A 17,368-nucleotide genomic window follows, 5' to 3' on the forward strand; every position below is an offset into this window, starting at 1 on the left:
GATTGTCAGTGGCGTGGGGGACTATCGGATGCAGACGGCGACGGTACGTATCGGGGGGCACGATGACGATCACGAACGAGCAGCTGGCGGGCCATACCCTCCTGGCCCTGCTGTACGAGGACGACTGCTTCCCGGACCACGTCCTGGACAAGGGCACGGCGGTCCTGGACGCCCGGCCCGCGAGGAGATGGGCGAGGCCTTCTGGACCATCGCCACGGCGTACGGCTTTGACGGACGCGGATCCAAAGGAGCTGATCGCCCGGCGTGATTGGTGACCCGTTCCCGGCTGACGGGCCCGGCGTCGGCGGCCGTGGGACGGTGAGAGGAGGAAGGTGTGGGAGTGAGGCTGGAGGACCTGGTCCGGCTGCGTCGGGCCCGTGACCGTATGGACCGCGAGTACGCCGAACCGCTCGACGTCCCCTCGCTGGCCCGCGACGCCCTGATGTCGGCGGGCCACTTCTCCCGCAGCTTCCGCGCCGCCTTCGGCGAAACCCCGTACAGCTATCTCATGACCCGCCGCATCGAGCGGGCCAAGGCGCTGCTGCGCCGGGGCGACCTGTCGGTCACGGACGTCTGCTTCGCCGTCGGCTGTACGTCGCTGGGCTCCTTCAGCTCCCGCTTCACGGAGCTGGTCGGGGAGACCCCGAGCGCCTACCGGGCCCGCCCCCACGACGCGGGCGAGACCATCCCGGCATGCGTCGCCAAGATGCTCACGCGACCGGTCAGGAATGGAGAAGCGGATCAAAGGCCCCGCCCGTAGCGTGAAATCCATGGACATCAAGCTCTCGCAGTGCTTCATCGCCGTCGACGACCACGACAAGGCGCTCGCCTTCTACCGCGACGCCCTGGGAATGGAGGTGCGCAACGATGTCGGATTCGAAGGCATGCGCTGGGTGACCGTCGGATCCCCCGCACAGCCGGACGTCGAGATCGTCCTGGAGCCCCCGCTCGCGGACCCGAACGCCCCGGAAGCCGACCGCCGGACCATGGACGAGCTGCTCGCCAAGGGCATGCTCCGCGGCGTCATCCTCTCCGCCGGGGACGTGGACGCGGCCTTCGAGAAGGTCCGCGCCGCAGGCGGCGAGGTGCTCCAGGAGCCGATCGACCAGCCGTACGGCGTCCGCGACTGCGCCTTCCGCGACCCCTCCGGCAACATGCTCCGCATCACCCAGGCCAAGAAGTAGTACCCGCCCCACCCGCCCCAGGGGCCGGAGCCCGGCAATTCGGGCCTCGGCCCCCGTGCACGGACACTAGGCTCCGCGCACCAGTAATCCAGTGGCACCAGTAATCCAGTGATGGAGAGACGACGAGCATGGCTCCGAGAACGAAGACCCCGCAGCCGCCCGCGCCGCACGCTGCCGACAGCCACGACCTGATCCGCGTGCACGGCGCGCGCGAGAACAACCTGAAGGACGTCAGCATCGAGCTGCCGAAGCGCCGGCTGACGGTGTTCACCGGGGTCTCCGGCTCGGGCAAGAGCTCGCTGGTCTTCGCCACCATCGCCGCCGAGTCCCAGCGGCTGATCAACGAGACGTACAGCGCGTTCGTCCAGGGTTTCATGCCCTCGCAGGCGCGCCCCGACGTCGACGTGCTCGACGGGCTGACGACCGCGATCATCGTCGACCAGCAGCGCATGGGCAGCGACCCCCGCTCCACCGTCGGCACCGCCACCGACGCCAACGCCATGCTCCGCATCCTCTTCAGCCGGCTCGGCAAGCCGCACATCGGCCCGCCCGGCGCGTTCGCCTTCAACGTCCCCTCGGTGACGGCCAGCGGCGCGATCACCGTCGAGCGCGGCAACAAGAAGACGGAGAAGGCGACCTTCAGCCGCACCGGCGGCATGTGCCCGCGCTGCGAGGGCCGCGGATCGGTCTCCGACATCGACCTCACCCAGCTCTACGACGACTCCAAGTCGATCGCCGAGGGCGCGTTCACCATCCCCGGCTGGAAGTCGGACAGCTGGTGGACCGTGCGGATCTACGCCGAGTCCGGCTTCCTCGACCCGAACAAGCCGATCGCCAAGTTCACCAAGAGGGAGATGCAGGACTTCCTCTACAAGGAGCCGACCAAGGTGAAGGTCGAGGGCTCCACCCTCACCTTCGAGGGGTTGATCCCCAAGATCCAGAAGTCGTTCCTGTCCAAGGACCGCGAGGCGATGCAGCCCCACATCCGGGAGTTCGTCGACCGCGCGGTCACCTTCGCCACCTGCCCCGAGTGCGAGGGAACGCGACTGACCGAGGGCGCCCGCTCCTCGAAGATCAAGAAGGTCAGCATCGCGGACGCCTGCGCGATGGAGATCAGGGACCTGGCGGAGTGGGTCCGCGGTCTGAAGGAACCCTCCGTCGCGCCGCTGCTCGAAGCGCTCCAGCAGACGCTGGACTCCTTCGTGGAGATCGGCCTCGGCTACCTCGCCCTGGACCGTCCCTCCGGCACCCTGTCCGGCGGCGAGGCCCAGCGCGTCAAGATGATCCGCCACCTCGGCTCCTCGCTCACCGACGTCACGTACGTCTTCGACGAGCCGACCATCGGCCTGCACCCGCACGACATCCAGCGCATGAACGACCTGCTGCTGCGCCTGCGCGACAAGGGCAACACGGTCCTGGTCGTCGAGCACAAGCCGGAGGCCATCGCGATCGCGGACCACGTGGTCGACCTCGGCCCCGGGGCCGGTACGGCGGGCGGCACCGTCTGCTTCGAAGGCACCCTGGAAGGGCTCCGCGCCTCCGACACCGTCACCGGCCGCCACCTCGACGACCGGGCCGTCCTCAAGGACGAGGTCCGCAAGTCCACCGGCGCGCTGGAGATCCGCGGTGCGACGGCGCACAACCTCCAGGACGTCGACGTCGACATCCCGCTCGGCGTCCTCACCGTCATCACGGGCGTCGCAGGCTCCGGAAAGAGCTCGCTCGTCCACGCCTCGATCCCGCCGGGCGAGAACGTCATCTCGGTGGACCAGAGCCCCATCAAGGGTTCCCGCCGCAGCAACCCGGCGACGTACACCGGTCTCCTGGAGCCGATCCGCAAGGCCTTCGCCAAGGCCAACGGCGTGAAGCCCGCCCTGTTCAGCGCCAACTCCGAGGGCGCCTGCCCCACCTGCAACGGCGCGGGCGTCATCTTCACCGACCTCGGCGTCATGGCCGGCGTCTCCAGCCCCTGCGAGGACTGCGAGGGCAAGCGGTTCCAGCCCTTGGTCCTGGACTACCACCTAGGCGGCCGGGACATCAGCGAGGTCCTGGCGATGTCGGTCACCGAGGCCAAGGAGTTCTTCGGCTCCTCCAGCGAGGCGCCTCTCCCCGCCGCACACAAGATCCTCGACCGCCTCGCGGACGTCGGCCTCGGCTATCTGAGCCTCGGCCAGCCGCTCACCACCCTGTCCGGCGGCGAACGCCAGCGCCTGAAGCTGGCGACGCACATGGGCGACAAGGGCGGTACCTACGTCCTCGACGAGCCGACCACCGGCCTGCATCTCGCGGACGTGGAGCAGCTCCTCGGTCTGCTGGACCGCCTGGTCGACTCCGGAAAGTCGGTGATCGTCATCGAGCATCACCAGGCGGTCATGGCCCACGCCGACTGGATCATCGACCTCGGCCCCGGCGCGGGCCACGACGGCGGCAAGATCGTCTTCGAGGGCACCCCGGCCGACCTGGTCGCCGCCCGCTCGACGCTGACGGGCGAGCACCTTGCGGAGTACGTGGGGGAGTGAGGCGAGGGCGTCAGCCCACGGGGCCCTTTCCGCCGGTCTTCCGGGTCAGGCGGAGAGGGCCCCACGCTTGACCGCGTCCACGAAGGAGGTCCACCCGGCGGCGGGGATGAGCAGGGCGGGCCCGCCGGGGACCTTGGAGTCGCGGACGGGGACGGCGGTGGGGTGGTGGTCGTGGACCTCCAGGCAGCTGCCCGACTCGCTGCCGCTGTAGGAGGACTTGCGCCAGCGAAGGGCCGAGGAGGTGGTCGGGGTGATCCGCCTAGCCATGTTCTCTGTAGCCCTTCGCTGTTGCCTTCACCACTGTCAGAGAGTCGTCTCGTGACAGGGAGTCGCTCAGGGCAAGAGCGTAACGGCTCTGGAGTGCCTCGACTACGGCCGGAGAGTCGTGCAGCTTCCCTACCCGCACTCCTTCGCTGTAGGCGACCGGCGGCTGGTCGTCGAACCACATCAACGTCAGCATGCTTTCCAGCAACGAGTGGAACCCGAGCGATATGGGGAGCACGTGCGTGCGGATGAGCTTCGCTTCGGTGAGCTCAACGATGTGGTCCAGCTGCTCCGCCATGACCTTCGGCCCACCGATCGGACGTCGGAGCGATGCTTCGTCCAGGATCGCCCATACCACCGGTGGCTTGGCGCCTTGGAAGATCTTCGCGCGATTCAGCCGTGCGACGACGGCCTTGTCACACTCCGTCGGGCTCAACGGTGGGAACGCCATGCCGAGGACGGTGCGTGCGTACGCCTCGGTCTGGAGGATGCCCGGGAGAAATGACAGGGCGAATTCGCGGATCATCGTCGCCTGCTGTTCGAGATGCCGCGCCGCGCCGAAGTAATCCGCGAGGACTCCGTCGTCCTCCGCTCCCGGCCGGAAACTCGTCAGCACATTTCCCGTGCCCAGTGCCAAATCCAACCGTTGGGCATCCTCCTCGCTCGGCATGCGACGTCCCGCCTCGATGTGCGAGATATGCGACCGCGTCATCAACGCCAGGTCCGCGAGCTGCTGCTGTGTCAGCCCGGCCGCCTCTCGCTGAGCCTTCAACCATTCGCCATAGGTATTACTCACAGCCAACTCCCGTGCGACGAATGCGGTGTCACCACAAACCCTCTGGCGAGCCTAGCCGCGCCGCTCGCACCCTGTGAATGGATCGCTACGCAGCGAAGAATTCACCCCTATCGCACACGGAGTTGACGCCCTCATGAAAGAACAGCCGCTGAACACCGTCCGCCTGCTCCCCTGGGCCGGCACGGCAGGCAGGCCGTGTTACGTCGTCGGCAACGGCGACGGCAAGGTCTCGCGGGAGGCCGACAAGGTCGAGGCGATGCAACTCGGCATGGCGTACGAACTCCTCGACCACGCCGACGACATGGTCGCCGACGACACGTCCACCACCGTCCAGCTCCGCCATGTCGCCGCCGCGCTGGCGCACTCGCTGCGGGATGTCCACCGGGTCGCCCGGAGCCGTGGCCTGAGGCTGGGTATTCCGGACGCCTTCGAGCCCGGTCATCCGTCGGGCCCGGGGCTGGTCCGGCTGCGCCCCTGAGGCGGTACGGGGGCTGCCCCCGTACCGTAGAGGGCGGCCAGTTCGCGGGCCGTGGCGGCGAGGCGGTCGCGTAGTTCGGCCGGCTCGACGACCTCCAGGTCGGCGGCGAGTTTCAGGAAGTCCGCGTGGGCGTGGTCGAGCGACTCGACGGGCACGGTGGCCCGGGTCCAGCCGTCCGCCTCGGCCGTCCCGCTTTCCGTGACAGCCCGGTCCGTCACATGGCCCAGCCGCTCGCGGACCAGGGCGACACCGCGCGGCGACAGGCGCACGACGGCCACGCCCGTGTGCAGCCGGGCGTGAAAGCCGGTGAGGTGGTCGCGCCAGTAGGCAGCCAGGTCGAAGGCGGCGGGAGGCTCGAACGGCTCGCCCAGGGCGTGGAGTTCGAGGATCTGGTCGACCCGGTACGTACGCGGGGAGCCGCCGTCCGCGATCGCGACCAGGTACCAGCGTCCGGCCTTGAGGACCAACCCGCACGGTTCCAGCCGGCGTTCGACGTCCGTAGGGGCCTTCCAGCGGCGGTAGCGGACGCGTATCGCGTACCGGTTCCAGACGGCGGCGGCGACGGCGGTCAGGTGGGGCGTCTCGTCCGCGTTCCCGTACCAGCCCGGTGTGTCGAGGTGGAACCGCTCCTGGACGCGCACCGCCTGCTCCCGCAGCTCACCGGGGAGGGCGGCCCGCAGCTTGAGCTGGGCCCCGGCCAGCACCTCGCCGAGACCGAGATCGGCGGCGGGTCCGGGGAGTCCGGCGAGGAAGACGGCCCGGGCCTCGTCGGTGGTGAGTCCGGTCAGACGGGTGCGGTAGCCGTCGAGGAGGCGGTAGCCGCCGCCGTGCCCGGCGTCGCCGTACAGCGGGATGCCGGCCGCGCCCAGGGCCTCGACATCGCGGTAGACGGTCCGGACCGACACCTCCAGCTCCCCGGCCAGTTCGTGGGCCGTCATGCGGCCACGGTTCTGGAGGAGCAGGAGGAGGGAGATGAGCCGTCCGGCGCGCATGCCCGGGATTATCCCCGGCCCCGAGGGGATTGCTGACAGGAGATGACAGCGAACCGGACCTAGCCTCCGGCCATGAACCCCGAAGCCTTGGCCAAGAACCGTTCGTCCGTCGTCGAACTCCGGCAGTACACGCTGCATCCCGGAGCCCGGGACACCCTGATCGAGCTCTTCGAGAGGCAGTTCGTGACCGGTCAGGAAGAGGCGGGCATCCGCGTCGGCGGCCGGTTCCGGGACCTGGACGACCCGGACCGTTTCGTCTGGCTGCGCAGCTTCCCCGACATGGCGGAACGGGCCCGGGCCCTGCACGCCTTCTACTGTGGCCCGGTCTGGCGGGCGCACCGCGACGCGGCCACCGCGACGATGGTGGACTCGGACGACGTACTGCTGCTGCGCGGCCCGGCCGTGCCCGTTCCGACGGTGTCCGGTCCGGCCGGGGCGGGGACGGTCGTCGCGACCATCTGCCACCCACTCGACCCGGCGGCCTTCGCGGACCACGTGGAACGGCGGCTGCGTCCGGAGCTGCCCGCCGGGGCGGTGCCGCAGCAGGTCCTGCGTACCGAGCACGCGGAGAACACCTTCCCGGCTCTGCCCGTGCGGACCGGCGAGGACGTCGTCGTCTGGTTCACGCCGGGGGAGCCGGCCCCGCTTCCGGACCTGGCGCAGCACCTGAGCCGCCCGCCGCAGAGGCTGCGCCTGCTGCCGACGGTGCCGCGTGTGTGTACGGTGCCGCGTGTGTGAAACGGTGCCGCGTGTATGAGACGGCGCCGCGTCTGTGGCGGCGCCGCGTGTGCTGCACGGCCGGGGTGCGCATGGGGGCCGAGCGACCCCCTCAGACCCCGGCTGTGACCATGAGGCCATGACCCGTACGTTGTCGACACCTCCCACCCTGACATCCGGCTGCCTGGCCGCCGCCCCGCAACCCGTGCTCCCCGTGGCCGACGGCGTGTTGCTGCGTCCGTGGGAGCACTCGCGGCGGTTAGCGCCTGGGCTCTGGACGACATCGGCTTCCACCGGCTGGAGTTGGACCACTCGACGCGTAACGACGCCTCCTGCCGGGTCGCGACCAAGGCCGGCTACCTGCTGGAGGGCACCAAGCGCAGCGCGGCCGTGCACGACGACGGGCGGCACGACATGCATCTGCACGCTCGCGTTAGAGGTGATCGCGGATCCGCTCGCGCAGCCAGGAGTTGACGCCGCTGATCGCGGTGGCGGCCAGAGCGGTGGGGTGGCCGGTGAAGCCGTGGGGCGAGGCGGGGTAGACGCGCAGCTCGACGTCGTTGCCTGCTGCCGACAGCCGGCCCGCCAGCGCCAGGTTGTCCTCCAGCAGGATGTCCTCGGCGCCCACGACCAGCAGGGCCGGGGGAAGCCCGGTGAGGTCGGCGTAGAGGGGCGAGATGTCGGGAAGGGTGCGGTCGCGGTCCGGCACGTGGCCGACGTACGCCTGGATGAAGTACTCGTCCGCGATGAGGCGGCCGCTCGGGGTTCGCGCGCTCAGGTCGTACGTGCCGAAGCGGAGCGCGGCCCCGGTGAACCGGTCGACGACACCCCGGTCCCGCAGCCGGAGCAGGGTCGCCAGGGCGAGGGTGGCTCCCGCCGAGCTTCCGCCGATCGCGAGCCGCGAGGTCCCGAAGCGGGCCTCGGCCTCCTCGACGAGCCAGAGCGCCACCGCCTCGCAGTCGTCGGGTGCGGCCGGCCAGGGGTGTTCGGGCGCGAGCCGGTAGTCGACGCCGACGACGGCGACGCGCAGGGCGTCCGCGAGCGCACGGTGCCGTTCGTCGCCCTGCGCGGCGGTGCCCATGTAGAAGCCGCCGCCGTGGATGCCCAGGTAGACCCCCTGGGGCGGACCGTCGGCGGGCAGGAAGACGCGGACCGGGACGCGCACTCCGGCGGCCTCGATGGTCTCTTCGAGGGCAGGCGGTACGGCGGCACGGGGCGCGGGCTTCTTCGCTCGCGCCTCCTTGAGCTCCTCGATGGAGGCGGGCCCGCGGCCCGCCGCCCTCGACCGGTAGAAGGCGCGAGCTTCGGCGATCTGCTCGGCCGGTACGTCGGCGAACAGTGCTTCCAGCGCGAATCGCACGCGTCGCTCCTCGTCGTCCGATCGGGTCTCGCCCGGATGCTACCGGTCCCGCCGCCCGGCCGGTCGGCCTCGCCGTGGGCCCGGACATGACGTCTGTCATGAACAGTGGTGACAGGGCACACCGAACCACTCGCCCGGGTGGGGCAGGCTGGACGGAGACCCGCGCACCGGACGCCGACGGTTGGACAGAGGCCATGCAGAAGCAGAACGAGAACGAGATCGACAACGACATGCTCATCGTCGAAGACCTGACGCTGTTGATGATGGACGACGCGTCGGGGGCCATCGCGGGGGCGGGCACGCTGTACTACACGCTGGGCGGCGCGCTCCTCGTCGAGCTGGGCCTCGGCGGTCACATCAGGGCCGACGAGAACGACACCGGCCTGAACGGCGTGAAGGTGCACGCCGTCGCCGGTCGTACGCCGTCGGATCCGCTGCTCCGGGCCGCCCACGCGAAGGTGGGGGAGCGCGTGCGCGGCGTACAGACCCTGCTGATCGAGATCGGTACGGGGGTGGGGAAGCGGGAGGCGGTGCTCGACCGGCTCGTGGAGCGGGGTGTGCTGCGCCGGGAGACGAAGAAGACGCTGGGCCTGTTCCGTACGACGTCTATGACGGTGGCGGACACCGGGTACAAGAAGGCCCTGGTGGAGAAGGTCCGGGCCGTCCTGGTCGACGGTGCCGAGCCCGACGACCGTACGGCGGCGCTGACCGGACTGCTCTCCGCGAGCGGCACGCTCCCGACGCTGCACCGCTCCATCCCGTGGTCCGGCAAGGTCTACAAGCGGGCGAAGGAGCTGGAGCGGAGCAGTTGGGGCGCGGAGGCGGTGAACGCGGCGGTGCTGCGGACGGTGGCGGCGGTGTCCGCGGGGACCGCCGTCGCGGTCAGCAGCACGTAGGACGAGCGTTGCGCCGGGGCGGCGCGGCCGCAGGGCTCCGGCTCAGCCGCCCTCGACGGGGCGGGCCATCCACGTCCGGCGGGCGGACCGTACGACGAGGTCGTCGCGGTGGCGTACGTCCTCGGGTCCGCCGTCGATCAGCCGGTCGAGCGCGGCCAGGTCGTCGGCGCCGACGCGCCCGTCGAGCGAGCCGCGGATCCGCTCGAAGACCAGGAAGGCGTACCGGCCCGCCCCCTCGGGCAGCGGGGCGCGCAGCTCCCACGGCTCGGCGCGTTCCTGCTCGACGGAGAAGCCGGCGGCCGCCAGCAGGGAGCCCCAGTCGGCGCCCCGGTGCGGCATCCGCTCGGCATGCAGCCCGTCGAGCGCAGCCCGGCAGCGGGCCTCCAGCTCACCCGCCTCCCCGTCCGCGGGTAGGAAGGTAGGCATCCCGTCCACCTCCGCGACGGCCAGCAGCCCTCCGGGGCGCAGCGCGGCGCGGATGCCCGCGAGGGCGGTCGCGGGGTCGTCCAGGTGGTGCAGGGACGCCGATGCCCAGACGAGGTCGGCGTCGGCCACCCCGGGCAGCCCCGCACCGGCGTCGGCCTCCAGCGTGCGTACGCGCTCGCCCAGCCCACGGTCCCGGGCCGCCGAAACCAGCCGCTCCAGCATCGCGGGGGAGCTGTCGACGGCGGTCACCCGGGCGGTGGGGAACTGTTCCAGCAGGGCGAAGGTGCCGGTCCCGGTACCGGCGCCGAGGTCGACGATGTGCCGGACGTCGTCCCCGGCCAGACAGGCGATACGGCCGGTGAGCGCGGTCAGGTGGGGCGCGAAGAGGGCGGCGTCGAGGTCGAGGATCTCGGGGAGACCGTTGGGCGTCGCGTCGGAGCCGTGGGTGTGGGCGTGGGCGGAGTGGGCCGCAGGTCCGTGCTGGTGCTGGTGCTGGTGCTGGTGCTGGTGTGTGTGAGCCATGTATGCGAGCGTACGAGGAGCTTGCGCCTGATGCATGCGATGTTGCCGATAACGCAAGAAGGTGGCGCTGGAGCCAGCCTCGTACGCAAAGGGGTGGAGCCCAGAGCGCACAACCATTCGCCGTGGTGATGGTCTTTCTTGGCGGGTAGGGCGGCAGGCCCACCTGGCAACCGCCAGTGCACATCCGGGGGATGAACCGATGAAGACTTCTCGACTCCGTACCGCTTCGGCGATCTTCGTGACGCTCGCGGCCACGGCGACCGCCGCACCGGCCCTCTCCGGTACGGCGGTGGCGGCCGCGCCGGCCTCCGCCGCACGTCAGCAGGTCGACTTCAACGGGGACGGGTACGCGGACATGTTCGCCTCGGTGCCCGACGGGACCGTGTCCGGCATCAAGAAGGCCGGGTACGTGGCGGCGTATCCGGGCGACGCGAAGGGCATCGACCCGGCCCGTCACCAGGTGATCCACCAGAACACGCCCGAAGTCCCCGGCTCGGCCACCGCCAACGCCGGGTTCGGCACGGCGACGCCCGCCGACATCGACCGCGACGGCTACACCGACCTGCTGGTCTCGGCCGGCCAGGGCCCGCGGATCATCCTGTTCGGCGGCGTGAACGGCCTCGGCACCCGCGCCGTGGAGTTCCAGGGCCAGGGGTACGCCCTGGGCGACTTCGACGGGGACGGCCGGACGGACGCGGCCGGGATCGACCGCACCGAATGGGCCGGGAAGATCGTGCTGGACGAGAAGATCGGCGCGGACGGCTCGGTCGGCAGCACGCGCACGGCACTCACCGCCGACGACGGGGTCACCGACTTCGAGGGCGTGCAGGCCGCGGACATCAACAACGACGGCAAGGACGACCTGCTCGTCCGTACCGGCTGCACCGACGAGCCGGACTGCGGCGGGACGTCGCTGTACCTGTCGACCGGCACGGGCTTCACCTACACGCCGATCGCCACCGCGCCGGGAACGTACCTCACGCACGACTCGGTGACGGTCGGTTCGATCAACGGGGACGCCTATCCCGACCTGGTCTTCACCCGTCAGCCGACCGGCATGGACAGCGACCTGGACTTCCCGAGCAAGGGCGGCGCGGTGGCGGTCGTCCTCGGCGGCCCCAACGGCCAGAACACGTCCGTGAAGCCGAAGTGGATCACCCAGGCCACTGCCGGGGTGCCGGGCGCGGACGAGGCGGGCGACGCGATGGGCGCGAGCGCGGCGGTGGGGGACCTGGACGGTGACGGCTACGGCGAGGTCGTCGTGGGCGTGCCGGGCGAGGACGTGGACACGGCCAAGGACGCCGGCGGGGCCCTGATCTTCAAGGGCCGCGCCTCGGGCATCACGGGCGCGGACACGAAGGTGATCGGCCAGTCCACGGCGAACGTCCCCGGCGTCGACGAGCAGGGCGACGCGTTCGGCGGTGAGGTCCACGTGGTGGCCGCCGCCAAGGGCGTACCGGCCACGCTGACGGTGTCGGCCCCCGGCGAGAACACGAACCAGGGCGGCGTCTGGCTCTTCAAGGGCAGCTCCACGGGCCCGGTCACCAAGGGCTCGGTCTCCTTCGGCGAGTCGAGCCTGGGCGTGACGCCGTCGGCGGCCCGCTTCGGCAACCGGCTGGGCTGAGGCGGCCGTTCACGAGCAACCGGGATGTTGCGGACATTTACTCAATACGCCGGTGTGAGGACGTCGCAGGGGGCGGCGCTCGCGATGCGCTGCCCCTGTTCGCCCCGTCCGCCGACTGCCTATTCTTGGGATCATGACTGCCCAGCCCCCGGAGCCCTCTCCGCGCCCCGTCCCATCAGGAGAGCTCCGCGCTTCTCACGACGACCGGGAAGCAGTGGTGGAGCAGCTCCGCGATGCGGCGGCCGAGGGGCGCATCGACCTCGATGAGCTGGACTCCCGCCTGGAGCAGGCGCTGACGTCCAAGACGTACGGCGAACTGGCGCTCCTCACGGCCGACTTGCCGCAGTCACCTTCGTCGGCAGCGGAGAACCTGCCGCCGCTGGTACTCAAGGGCGGCATGTACGGCGCGTCCCGGGGCCCCGGCCGCTGGGAGGGGTGAGCCTCGACTTCACCCGGGCCGAGTGCCGCCTCTCCGAGGTCGTGGTGGAGGCGTACGGGGAGACCTCCGGCGTCACGATCGTCATCCCCGACGCCTGGGCCACGGACACCACCGGCATGGACCCCGGATTCGGCGGGATCAAGGACAAGGCCACGCCCGACCGCCTCCCGGGAACGCCACTGATCCGGCTCACCGGTTCCGGCGGCATGGCCGGCGTGGTCATCCGCCACCCCAACAAGCGGGAACGTCGCAAGCTGAACGGCAACGCGACGCGGGACTGAGCCTGTCGCTCAAGCTCGGGCGCTCGGCGGGGGCTCCACAATGCTGACTCGGGCTGTCCAGAACGCGGGTTCCCGAGGCTGATCCCAGAACACGTCGACGTCGGCTTCGTTCACGTCGTGCGCCAGTCCAACCACTATCGCGGTCACGGCGGCCCGTGCCTCGGCGGGGTCGGTATCGGGCGGCAGGCCGGTAAGGCGCCCGCAGAGCGTCCCGCCCCCCTCGGTGAGAACACTGTGGCGCCAGCCTTCCGGCGTCGCGAGAAGGGCGACGCCCTTGGGCATGCCAAAGGGAGCCTGCCTCTTCTTCGTGAGCTCCTGCCTCACCTTAGAACTATCCATCCCCAACCGGACATCGCTCCGTGTCCGCCTGGCGAACTAGGGTGAAACCTCGATGATTCGCTCGATCATTCTGGCGGCTTCGATGTCGCCGATTTGCACGTATGTGATACTCGAGGCACCGCTCTCTGCGAGCTCGAGTTGTCCGGTCTGCTGCCACAAGCTCTTATCGCGGATAGCCTCGTCCAGACTCTCTCCTGTGCCCGTAATCCTGCGGCGAATGATCCCCGACAATGATTCCCCTGTCGCCTTGTAGTAGGAGATCTCCCCCTCGGCATCCATGGCGTCCAGGGTGGTCGTGCGCAACGACAGGAAGGGCGCAGATTCCAAATGGACTGCGAGACTCTTCAATCTGATTGAGATCCCAGTTAGGTCGATGAATCCTGCTCCGTCCTGCAGGAACTCCCCCCCTCTCTCATAAAAAAGAATCAGGGGATCGTAAAGGTCTGGAAGAGGTTCGCTCCTGTCGATCTCTAGCGGGCCCATTGCGGTTAGCTGAACGGCACCCTTGCACGTTCTCCGGGCGCCGTAGGGAACCTCCCTGAGGAAGCTCTCAAGTTCATGACCCATATCTGATGGCAGAAGAAAAGACGGGTTGATCGACTCGGTGATATCGAAAAATGGCCACGAAGTCTCGGCGTGGAAGCGTTTGGCCCACAACGCGGATCGCCTGAGGTATTCGTGCATCAACAGGCGGCGAGATTGGGCATGTGTGAGAGCGGAGTCCCAGCTGTCGACCCAGTCGATTGACTCCAGCCTTCGCAGTACGGCAGCACCTTGCGCATCGGTCACTTTAGTTCAATTCCATTCGATCGCAGTACTTGGAAGGCGGCTTCCATGACCTCGTCAATATTGGAGAGGTCTGATGCCAGCTCAACCTTAGGCGCTTGCAGCCCGAGCCCTTGCCACTGTGCGAACCCGCCTCTACGCTCACTGATGGTGAGTTCGTGGGCACCAGCATCCCGCCAGGTTTTGGGCCAGGCGCGGTAGTGGCCGTCAGCGACACCGTTGACCATGTCGACTGTCCAAGATCTCGGATGATCGAAGAGGTAGGGAAGGCCAGCCTCCATGAGGTGACTCTCAACGTACTCATGAGCTATCAGCCGCTGAAACTTCACGGCTTCGTTTCCGTCAAGCTCACGATTTCGTGCCGCTTGCCACAGATCGGCGATGTCGTCACGTGGCGTGAAGAGACCTTCCCTGGCCACGCCCTTTTCTGCGACGACTACGTGCTCCGTGCGGAACATGTGGGTTTTTACGCGCTGCAATACACTCTCACTGATGCCTGTTCGTTCGGAAATATAGGGGAGATCCGCTGAGTCAGGCGTAGCGCGGATCTCATCGAAGATCCTTCCCGAGTATTCGCTAGGCTCATCAATATACCGAGCGCCGTCCGGCCTGACCGTAGATGCCGCTTCCAGCGGCGGGTGGTCCAGACTGTTCACATGCGTACTGTTTGGATCCTCGGGCAAGCCGCCGCCGTGATCTTGAGGCTGGTCGTTTGGGCGGCCAACTGCCGGTTCGTCCACGAACCCGCCAATGGGCGCGTCTGAAGCACCGGCCGCATGGTGAGAACTCCCGGTGGGGCCGCCGCCGATGTCGTTGGCTGGGAAGCCTGGCTGTCCTGTCACCGGTTCGCTTGATCGCCCGAGGGTTGATGGCGGCTCAAAGGGGTCACCGCTGGAGCCCTGACCCCGCCCGCTGCCACCCACCGAGTTTTGGGATGCCAGGTGACCAGGGCGGTTGACTACTGCAGGTTCCAGGCCACTAATCCGGTTGCTGAGGCTGCTGTCGGCGCGGAGTGGGAATTCCGGATCGACGGTTCGTCCTGCGCCGACCAGGGCAGATTCCGGGGTTTCGATGCGGGGTGGGGTGGTGTCGATCCTTTCGGGAGTCTTTTCGTTTTTGGCTTGGTCGGCGAGTTGGGCGATGCTGCCGTCTTCGTTGTAGAGGTGGCCTTCGCGGCTCATGTAGGGCGCGCCCTGGTCGAACGGGTTCCTGACCGTGCCTTCCGGCAGGGCCACGGTTCCCTCCGGGAGTTTGACGGTGCCGTCGGTCAGGCGGATCGCACCGTCCGGTATCGCCGTGCCCGCCGGGAGGTGCACGGTGCCGTCGGAGAGGCGGATGCCACCCTCGGGCAGGGTGTAGATGTTGTCCGGCAGTGGCGGGATCTCGACGGCGCCGCTGCCCTTCAGGCCGGCCATCACATCGCTGATCTTGGTGAGGCCCGCGCCGGCGCCCTTAAAGAGGTACGTCGTCGGGTCGACGACCCGGCCCGCCTTGTTCGCGAAGGAGAGGGCCTTCGCCGCGGCGGCCGCCTTGCCGGCGCCCGAGGCGCCGCCTCCGGCGCCGCCGGTGAAGACCGTTGTCAGGACGTTGAACGTGACCGCGCCCCCGGCGCGCGCCGGGTTCTCGCCCCACTGGTCGTAGGCGATCAGCGCCTTGCCGGTCTCCTTCATCGCGTTGCGCGCGTCCCGGGCGAAGCCCGGCAGGTCCTTCTCCGGAGTCAGCCACAACGCGTGCGGTGCGGCGACGGTGAGGATCACACCCGTGGCGAGGTTCCCCAGGCCCGTCCAGGCCTGCTTGGCCGTGTCCCAGCCCTCGGTGCCGAACAGGGTGCCCAGGCCCTTGACCGTGCCCCACACCCCGTCGACGACGAAGCCCTTGCCGAAGTCCCAGACGTGTTCGTAGAACTGGTACCAGCGGGTCGACTCCTTGACCGGGTCGCCCCAGGGCAGCCCCTTGGCCTGCTTCAGGGCCTCGGCGTCGTACCCGTACATGTGCTTGCCGTTGGAGCCGTCATTCGTCGTGAGCGGCTTGCCGCCGGGGACCAGGGCGATGATCTTGCTGTAGCAGGCGCGCTCCACCGCCTGGAACGCGGTCCAGGTCTCGATGATCTCGTCGCGGCGGCGATTGTTCTCCTCGATCAGGTCGCCGTCCTCGCGCCACTTGTCGTCCGCGTTGACCTTGACGAGGAACGCCCCCGCGTCCCGCTTGAGCTGCCTCAGCTTCTCGACCAGCGGGTGCGCCTCGTCCGAGTAGGCGCTCAGCGCACCGGTGATCGTGGCCAGGTCGGACTTCAGCGCCGCCCCCCGGTCGGCGACCGGCTTCGTCGTCGCGAACAGCTGATCGGCCTCGGGGGCCTGGTAGAAGGCCTGTAGACCGCCGAAGCTGCTGTGGATGTCGCCCGCGGCCGTGGCGATCTTCGCCCCGTCCTTGGTCAGCTCCTTGACCGTGGCGTCCAGCAGGGCGAGGTCGCCCGTGAAGACCGGGATGCCCTCCAGGACCACCGGCTGGTCATCACTCACTTCGCACCCCGCAGGTCCTTCAGCACGTCCAGACGCACCGACTTCGCCGCGTTCTGCGCCTGCTTCGCCGTGTCGAGGTCGCCCTCCACATACTCATTCGTCGCCGTCGCCGCACCCAGCACAGCCGCCTGGATCCGCTCCGACATCGACTTCAGCTGCGCCTGCCGCGCCGTCACGTACTCACCCAGCGCCGCCGCCACCGGCCCCGACGCCGCCCGCGACAACGGCGCCTGCCCCGGTGCCACCGGACCGTGCAACGGCGTACTCGCAGCAGTTCCCGGAACCGCGGTCCCCGCCCACCGTGCGGCCTCCCCGAGGTCCTTCATCAGCGCGTTCAGCGCCTTCTCCAGCTCACCGGCATGCACCCCGACGACCTTCAACTGGCCCTGCACACCCTGCGGCTTGATATCCCACCCGGTCATTCCACATCCCCCGTACGTACAACACAGCCGAGCCGCCCACCCGCACGACGGGCCACAACACGAAGCGGTCAGGCGGTCAGCCGATGCTGTCGACCGCGGCCTTCGCACGCGCCAGCGTCTGCGCGGCCGTCCCGTCGTTCTTCTCCAACGTCGTCCGCAGCAGCCGGATGATGTTCCGCACCTCCTGCGACGTCGCGTACCACCGCAGCTCCTTGCCGTGGTACTCGTCCGCCACCCCGTCAGCCGCGAAGTCGTTCATCGCAGCCTTCACCTGCGTGTCCCGCGCCGTGATCACCTGCTCCAACCGGCTGATCACCGACTGAAGCGCCGCCTGAACCTCCGTCGAAGCACCCGTGTCGTACGAACGCCGGTCCGTGCTGCCTGCCATCAATCCTCAACTCCCCGTTGGACAATGCCTGTATGAGCCGGTTGCCGCGCTCGGTGTCAGCGACCGCCGAAACGCGCCGCGTCGAAATTCGCCGACGCCATCTGCGACTTCGCGTTCTCGTCCTGCTCCTGATCACCCGAACCGAACGCCGCGTCCATCCCCGCCTGACCGCCCAGAATCCCCGACAGCGACGCGTTCAACGCCTTCGTGATCTCGTCCGAACGCGACTTGAAGTCGTCGAACGCGACCTTCCCCGCCCCGTTGAACTTCCCCTCCAACGGCTCCGCCGCCGCGATCAGCTGCTGGATCAGCGTCCCCAGATCCGTACTCGCACCCTGCGAATCCGACAACAGCCTCGAAAGGACCGACGCCCCCATGTCGAACTTCATGACATCCCCCGTTCCACCGACGTTCCA

Annotated in this window: 19 protein-coding genes and 2 pseudogenes; 10 read left to right on the top strand and 11 right to left on the bottom strand. The window is 69.1% G+C overall.

Annotation, left to right across the window (positions count from 1 at the left end; translation table 11 throughout):
- Positions 1–62 precede the first annotated feature (62 nt).
- From ACFWM7_RS03725 to ACFWM7_RS03740, 4 genes are all read left to right on the top strand, one after another.
- Positions 63–275: a hypothetical protein gene (locus ACFWM7_RS03725; RefSeq protein ID WP_383254629.1), complete on the top strand. Its 213-nt coding sequence runs from the start codon at positions 63–65 to the stop codon at positions 273–275.
- 65 nt (positions 276–340) lie between these two features.
- Positions 341–760, top strand: coding sequence for a helix-turn-helix transcriptional regulator (locus tag ACFWM7_RS03730; RefSeq protein ID WP_383254631.1), 420 nt, complete (start codon positions 341–343; stop codon positions 758–760).
- Between the two features lie 10 nt (positions 761–770).
- Positions 771–1,184: a VOC family protein gene (locus ACFWM7_RS03735; RefSeq protein WP_383254633.1), complete on the top strand. Its 414-nt coding sequence runs from the start codon at positions 771–773 to the stop codon at positions 1,182–1,184.
- A gap of 128 nt (positions 1,185–1,312) precedes the next feature.
- Positions 1,313–3,703, top strand: a complete 2,391-nt coding sequence (locus ACFWM7_RS03740) for an excinuclease ABC subunit UvrA (RefSeq protein ID WP_383254635.1) — start codon at positions 1,313–1,315, stop codon at positions 3,701–3,703.
- Positions 3,704–3,748: 45 nt separating this feature from the next.
- Here the strand turns inward: ACFWM7_RS03740 and ACFWM7_RS03745 are convergent, their stop codons facing one another.
- Positions 3,749–3,970: a DUF397 domain-containing protein gene (locus ACFWM7_RS03745; RefSeq protein ID WP_383254638.1), complete on the bottom strand. Its 222-nt coding sequence runs from the start codon at positions 3,968–3,970 to the stop codon at positions 3,749–3,751.
- A complete protein-coding gene (locus ACFWM7_RS03750) occupies positions 3,963–4,763 on the bottom strand; it encodes a helix-turn-helix domain-containing protein (RefSeq protein ID WP_383254640.1) in 801 nt (266 codons plus the stop codon). The genes ACFWM7_RS03745 and ACFWM7_RS03750 overlap by 8 nt, the downstream gene beginning before the upstream one ends.
- A gap of 133 nt (positions 4,764–4,896) precedes the next feature.
- Between ACFWM7_RS03750 and ACFWM7_RS03755 the strand changes: the two genes are divergently transcribed.
- A complete protein-coding gene (locus ACFWM7_RS03755) occupies positions 4,897–5,241 on the top strand; it encodes a hypothetical protein (protein ID WP_383254645.1) in 345 nt (114 codons plus the stop codon).
- Here the strand turns inward: ACFWM7_RS03755 and ACFWM7_RS03760 are convergent.
- Positions 5,202–6,233 carry a helix-turn-helix transcriptional regulator gene (locus tag ACFWM7_RS03760; RefSeq protein ID WP_383254647.1) on the bottom strand — a complete coding sequence of 344 codons (1,032 nt, stop codon included), beginning with the start codon at positions 6,231–6,233 and terminating at the stop codon, positions 5,202–5,204. The genes ACFWM7_RS03755 and ACFWM7_RS03760 overlap by 40 nt on opposite strands.
- A 72-nt stretch (positions 6,234–6,305) precedes the next feature.
- On the opposite strand from ACFWM7_RS03760, the gene ACFWM7_RS03765 reads away from it, so the two are divergent.
- Positions 6,306–6,971 (top strand): NIPSNAP family protein, encoded by a 666-nt coding sequence (locus tag ACFWM7_RS03765; protein ID WP_383254650.1) that lies wholly within the window; start codon positions 6,306–6,308, stop codon positions 6,969–6,971.
- Between the two features lie 225 nt (positions 6,972–7,196).
- Positions 7,197–7,424: pseudogene (locus tag ACFWM7_RS03770) on the top strand (GNAT family N-acetyltransferase); the annotation flags it as partial.
- Here ACFWM7_RS03770 and ACFWM7_RS03775 read toward each other — a convergent pair.
- Complete coding sequence (locus tag ACFWM7_RS03775; protein WP_383254652.1) at positions 7,384–8,310, bottom strand: alpha/beta hydrolase; 927 nt, start codon at positions 8,308–8,310, stop codon at positions 7,384–7,386. The pseudogene ACFWM7_RS03770 and the gene ACFWM7_RS03775 sit on opposite strands and share 41 nt — an antisense overlap.
- A gap of 194 nt (positions 8,311–8,504) precedes the next feature.
- Between ACFWM7_RS03775 and ACFWM7_RS03780 the strand changes: the two genes are divergently transcribed.
- Positions 8,505–9,206: a GPP34 family phosphoprotein gene (locus tag ACFWM7_RS03780; RefSeq protein WP_383254655.1), complete on the top strand. Its 702-nt coding sequence runs from the start codon at positions 8,505–8,507 to the stop codon at positions 9,204–9,206.
- Between the two features lie 42 nt (positions 9,207–9,248).
- Here ACFWM7_RS03780 and ACFWM7_RS03785 read toward each other — a convergent pair whose 3' ends face one another.
- A complete protein-coding gene (locus tag ACFWM7_RS03785; RefSeq protein WP_383254657.1) occupies positions 9,249–10,154 on the bottom strand; it encodes a class I SAM-dependent methyltransferase in 906 nt (301 codons plus the stop codon).
- Between the two features lie 199 nt (positions 10,155–10,353).
- Between ACFWM7_RS03785 and ACFWM7_RS03790 the strand changes: the two genes are divergently transcribed.
- Both ACFWM7_RS03790 and ACFWM7_RS03795 read left to right on the top strand, forming a co-directional pair.
- A complete protein-coding gene (locus ACFWM7_RS03790) occupies positions 10,354–11,778 on the top strand; it encodes an FG-GAP and VCBS repeat-containing protein (protein ID WP_383254659.1) in 1,425 nt (474 codons plus the stop codon).
- A gap of 133 nt (positions 11,779–11,911) precedes the next feature.
- Positions 11,912–12,498 (top strand): annotated as a pseudogene (locus ACFWM7_RS03795) (DUF1707 domain-containing protein).
- Between the two features lie 9 nt (positions 12,499–12,507).
- Here ACFWM7_RS03795 and ACFWM7_RS03800 read toward each other — a convergent pair.
- The 6 genes from ACFWM7_RS03800 to ACFWM7_RS03825 all read right to left on the bottom strand — a co-directional run bounded on the left by ACFWM7_RS03800 (position 12,508) and on the right by ACFWM7_RS03825 (position 17,341).
- Complete coding sequence (locus ACFWM7_RS03800; RefSeq protein ID WP_383254661.1) at positions 12,508–12,822, bottom strand: hypothetical protein; 315 nt, start codon at positions 12,820–12,822, stop codon at positions 12,508–12,510.
- Positions 12,823–12,873: 51 nt separating this feature from the next.
- Entirely contained in the window at positions 12,874–13,626 is a 753-nt protein-coding gene (locus tag ACFWM7_RS03805) for a hypothetical protein (RefSeq protein ID WP_383254663.1), read from the bottom strand.
- Positions 13,623–16,142 carry a hypothetical protein gene (locus ACFWM7_RS03810; protein ID WP_383254665.1) on the bottom strand — a complete coding sequence of 840 codons (2,520 nt, stop codon included), beginning with the start codon at positions 16,140–16,142 and terminating at the stop codon, positions 13,623–13,625. The genes ACFWM7_RS03805 and ACFWM7_RS03810 overlap by 4 nt, the downstream gene beginning before the upstream one ends.
- The gene (locus ACFWM7_RS03815; RefSeq protein ID WP_383254667.1) at positions 16,139–16,564 is read right to left on the bottom strand and encodes a DUF6507 family protein; all 426 of its coding nucleotides are present in this window, start codon (positions 16,562–16,564) and stop codon (positions 16,139–16,141) included. The genes ACFWM7_RS03810 and ACFWM7_RS03815 overlap by 4 nt, the downstream gene beginning before the upstream one ends.
- A 76-nt stretch (positions 16,565–16,640) precedes the next feature.
- The gene (locus ACFWM7_RS03820; protein WP_200718665.1) at positions 16,641–16,952 is read right to left on the bottom strand and encodes a pore-forming ESAT-6 family protein; all 312 of its coding nucleotides are present in this window, start codon (positions 16,950–16,952) and stop codon (positions 16,641–16,643) included.
- Positions 16,953–17,008: 56 nt separating this feature from the next.
- Positions 17,009–17,341: a hypothetical protein gene (locus ACFWM7_RS03825; protein ID WP_383254669.1), complete on the bottom strand. Its 333-nt coding sequence runs from the start codon at positions 17,339–17,341 to the stop codon at positions 17,009–17,011.
- Positions 17,342–17,368 lie beyond the last annotated feature (27 nt).

Source organism: Streptomyces sp. NPDC058375 (assembly GCF_042723425.1).
Classification (GTDB): domain Bacteria; phylum Actinomycetota; class Actinomycetes; order Streptomycetales; family Streptomycetaceae; genus Streptomyces; species Streptomyces durocortorensis.

Coding starts and splice junctions, on each gene's coding strand:
- ACFWM7_RS03725 (WP_383254629.1), top strand. CDS start 63: ATGACGATCACGAACGAGCAGCTGGCGGGCCATACCCTCCTGGCCCTG.
- ACFWM7_RS03735 (WP_383254633.1), top strand. CDS start 771: ATGGACATCAAGCTCTCGCAGTGCTTCATCGCCGTCGACGACCACGAC.
- ACFWM7_RS03740 (WP_383254635.1), top strand. CDS start 1,313: ATGGCTCCGAGAACGAAGACCCCGCAGCCGCCCGCGCCGCACGCTGCC.
- ACFWM7_RS03745 (WP_383254638.1), bottom strand. CDS start 3,970: ATGGCTAGGCGGATCACCCCGACCACCTCCTCGGCCCTTCGCTGGCGC.
- ACFWM7_RS03755 (WP_383254645.1), top strand. CDS start 4,897: ATGAAAGAACAGCCGCTGAACACCGTCCGCCTGCTCCCCTGGGCCGGC.
- ACFWM7_RS03760 (WP_383254647.1), bottom strand. CDS start 6,233: ATGCGCGCCGGACGGCTCATCTCCCTCCTCCTGCTCCTCCAGAACCGT.
- ACFWM7_RS03765 (WP_383254650.1), top strand. CDS start 6,306: ATGAACCCCGAAGCCTTGGCCAAGAACCGTTCGTCCGTCGTCGAACTC.
- ACFWM7_RS03780 (WP_383254655.1), top strand. CDS start 8,505: ATGCAGAAGCAGAACGAGAACGAGATCGACAACGACATGCTCATCGTC.
- ACFWM7_RS03785 (WP_383254657.1), bottom strand. CDS start 10,154: ATGGCTCACACACACCAGCACCAGCACCAGCACCAGCACCAGCACGGA.
- ACFWM7_RS03790 (WP_383254659.1), top strand. CDS start 10,354: ATGAAGACTTCTCGACTCCGTACCGCTTCGGCGATCTTCGTGACGCTC.
- ACFWM7_RS03815 (WP_383254667.1), bottom strand. CDS start 16,564: ATGACCGGGTGGGATATCAAGCCGCAGGGTGTGCAGGGCCAGTTGAAG.
- ACFWM7_RS03820 (WP_200718665.1), bottom strand. CDS start 16,952: ATGGCAGGCAGCACGGACCGGCGTTCGTACGACACGGGTGCTTCGACG.
- ACFWM7_RS03825 (WP_383254669.1), bottom strand. CDS start 17,341: ATGAAGTTCGACATGGGGGCGTCGGTCCTTTCGAGGCTGTTGTCGGAT.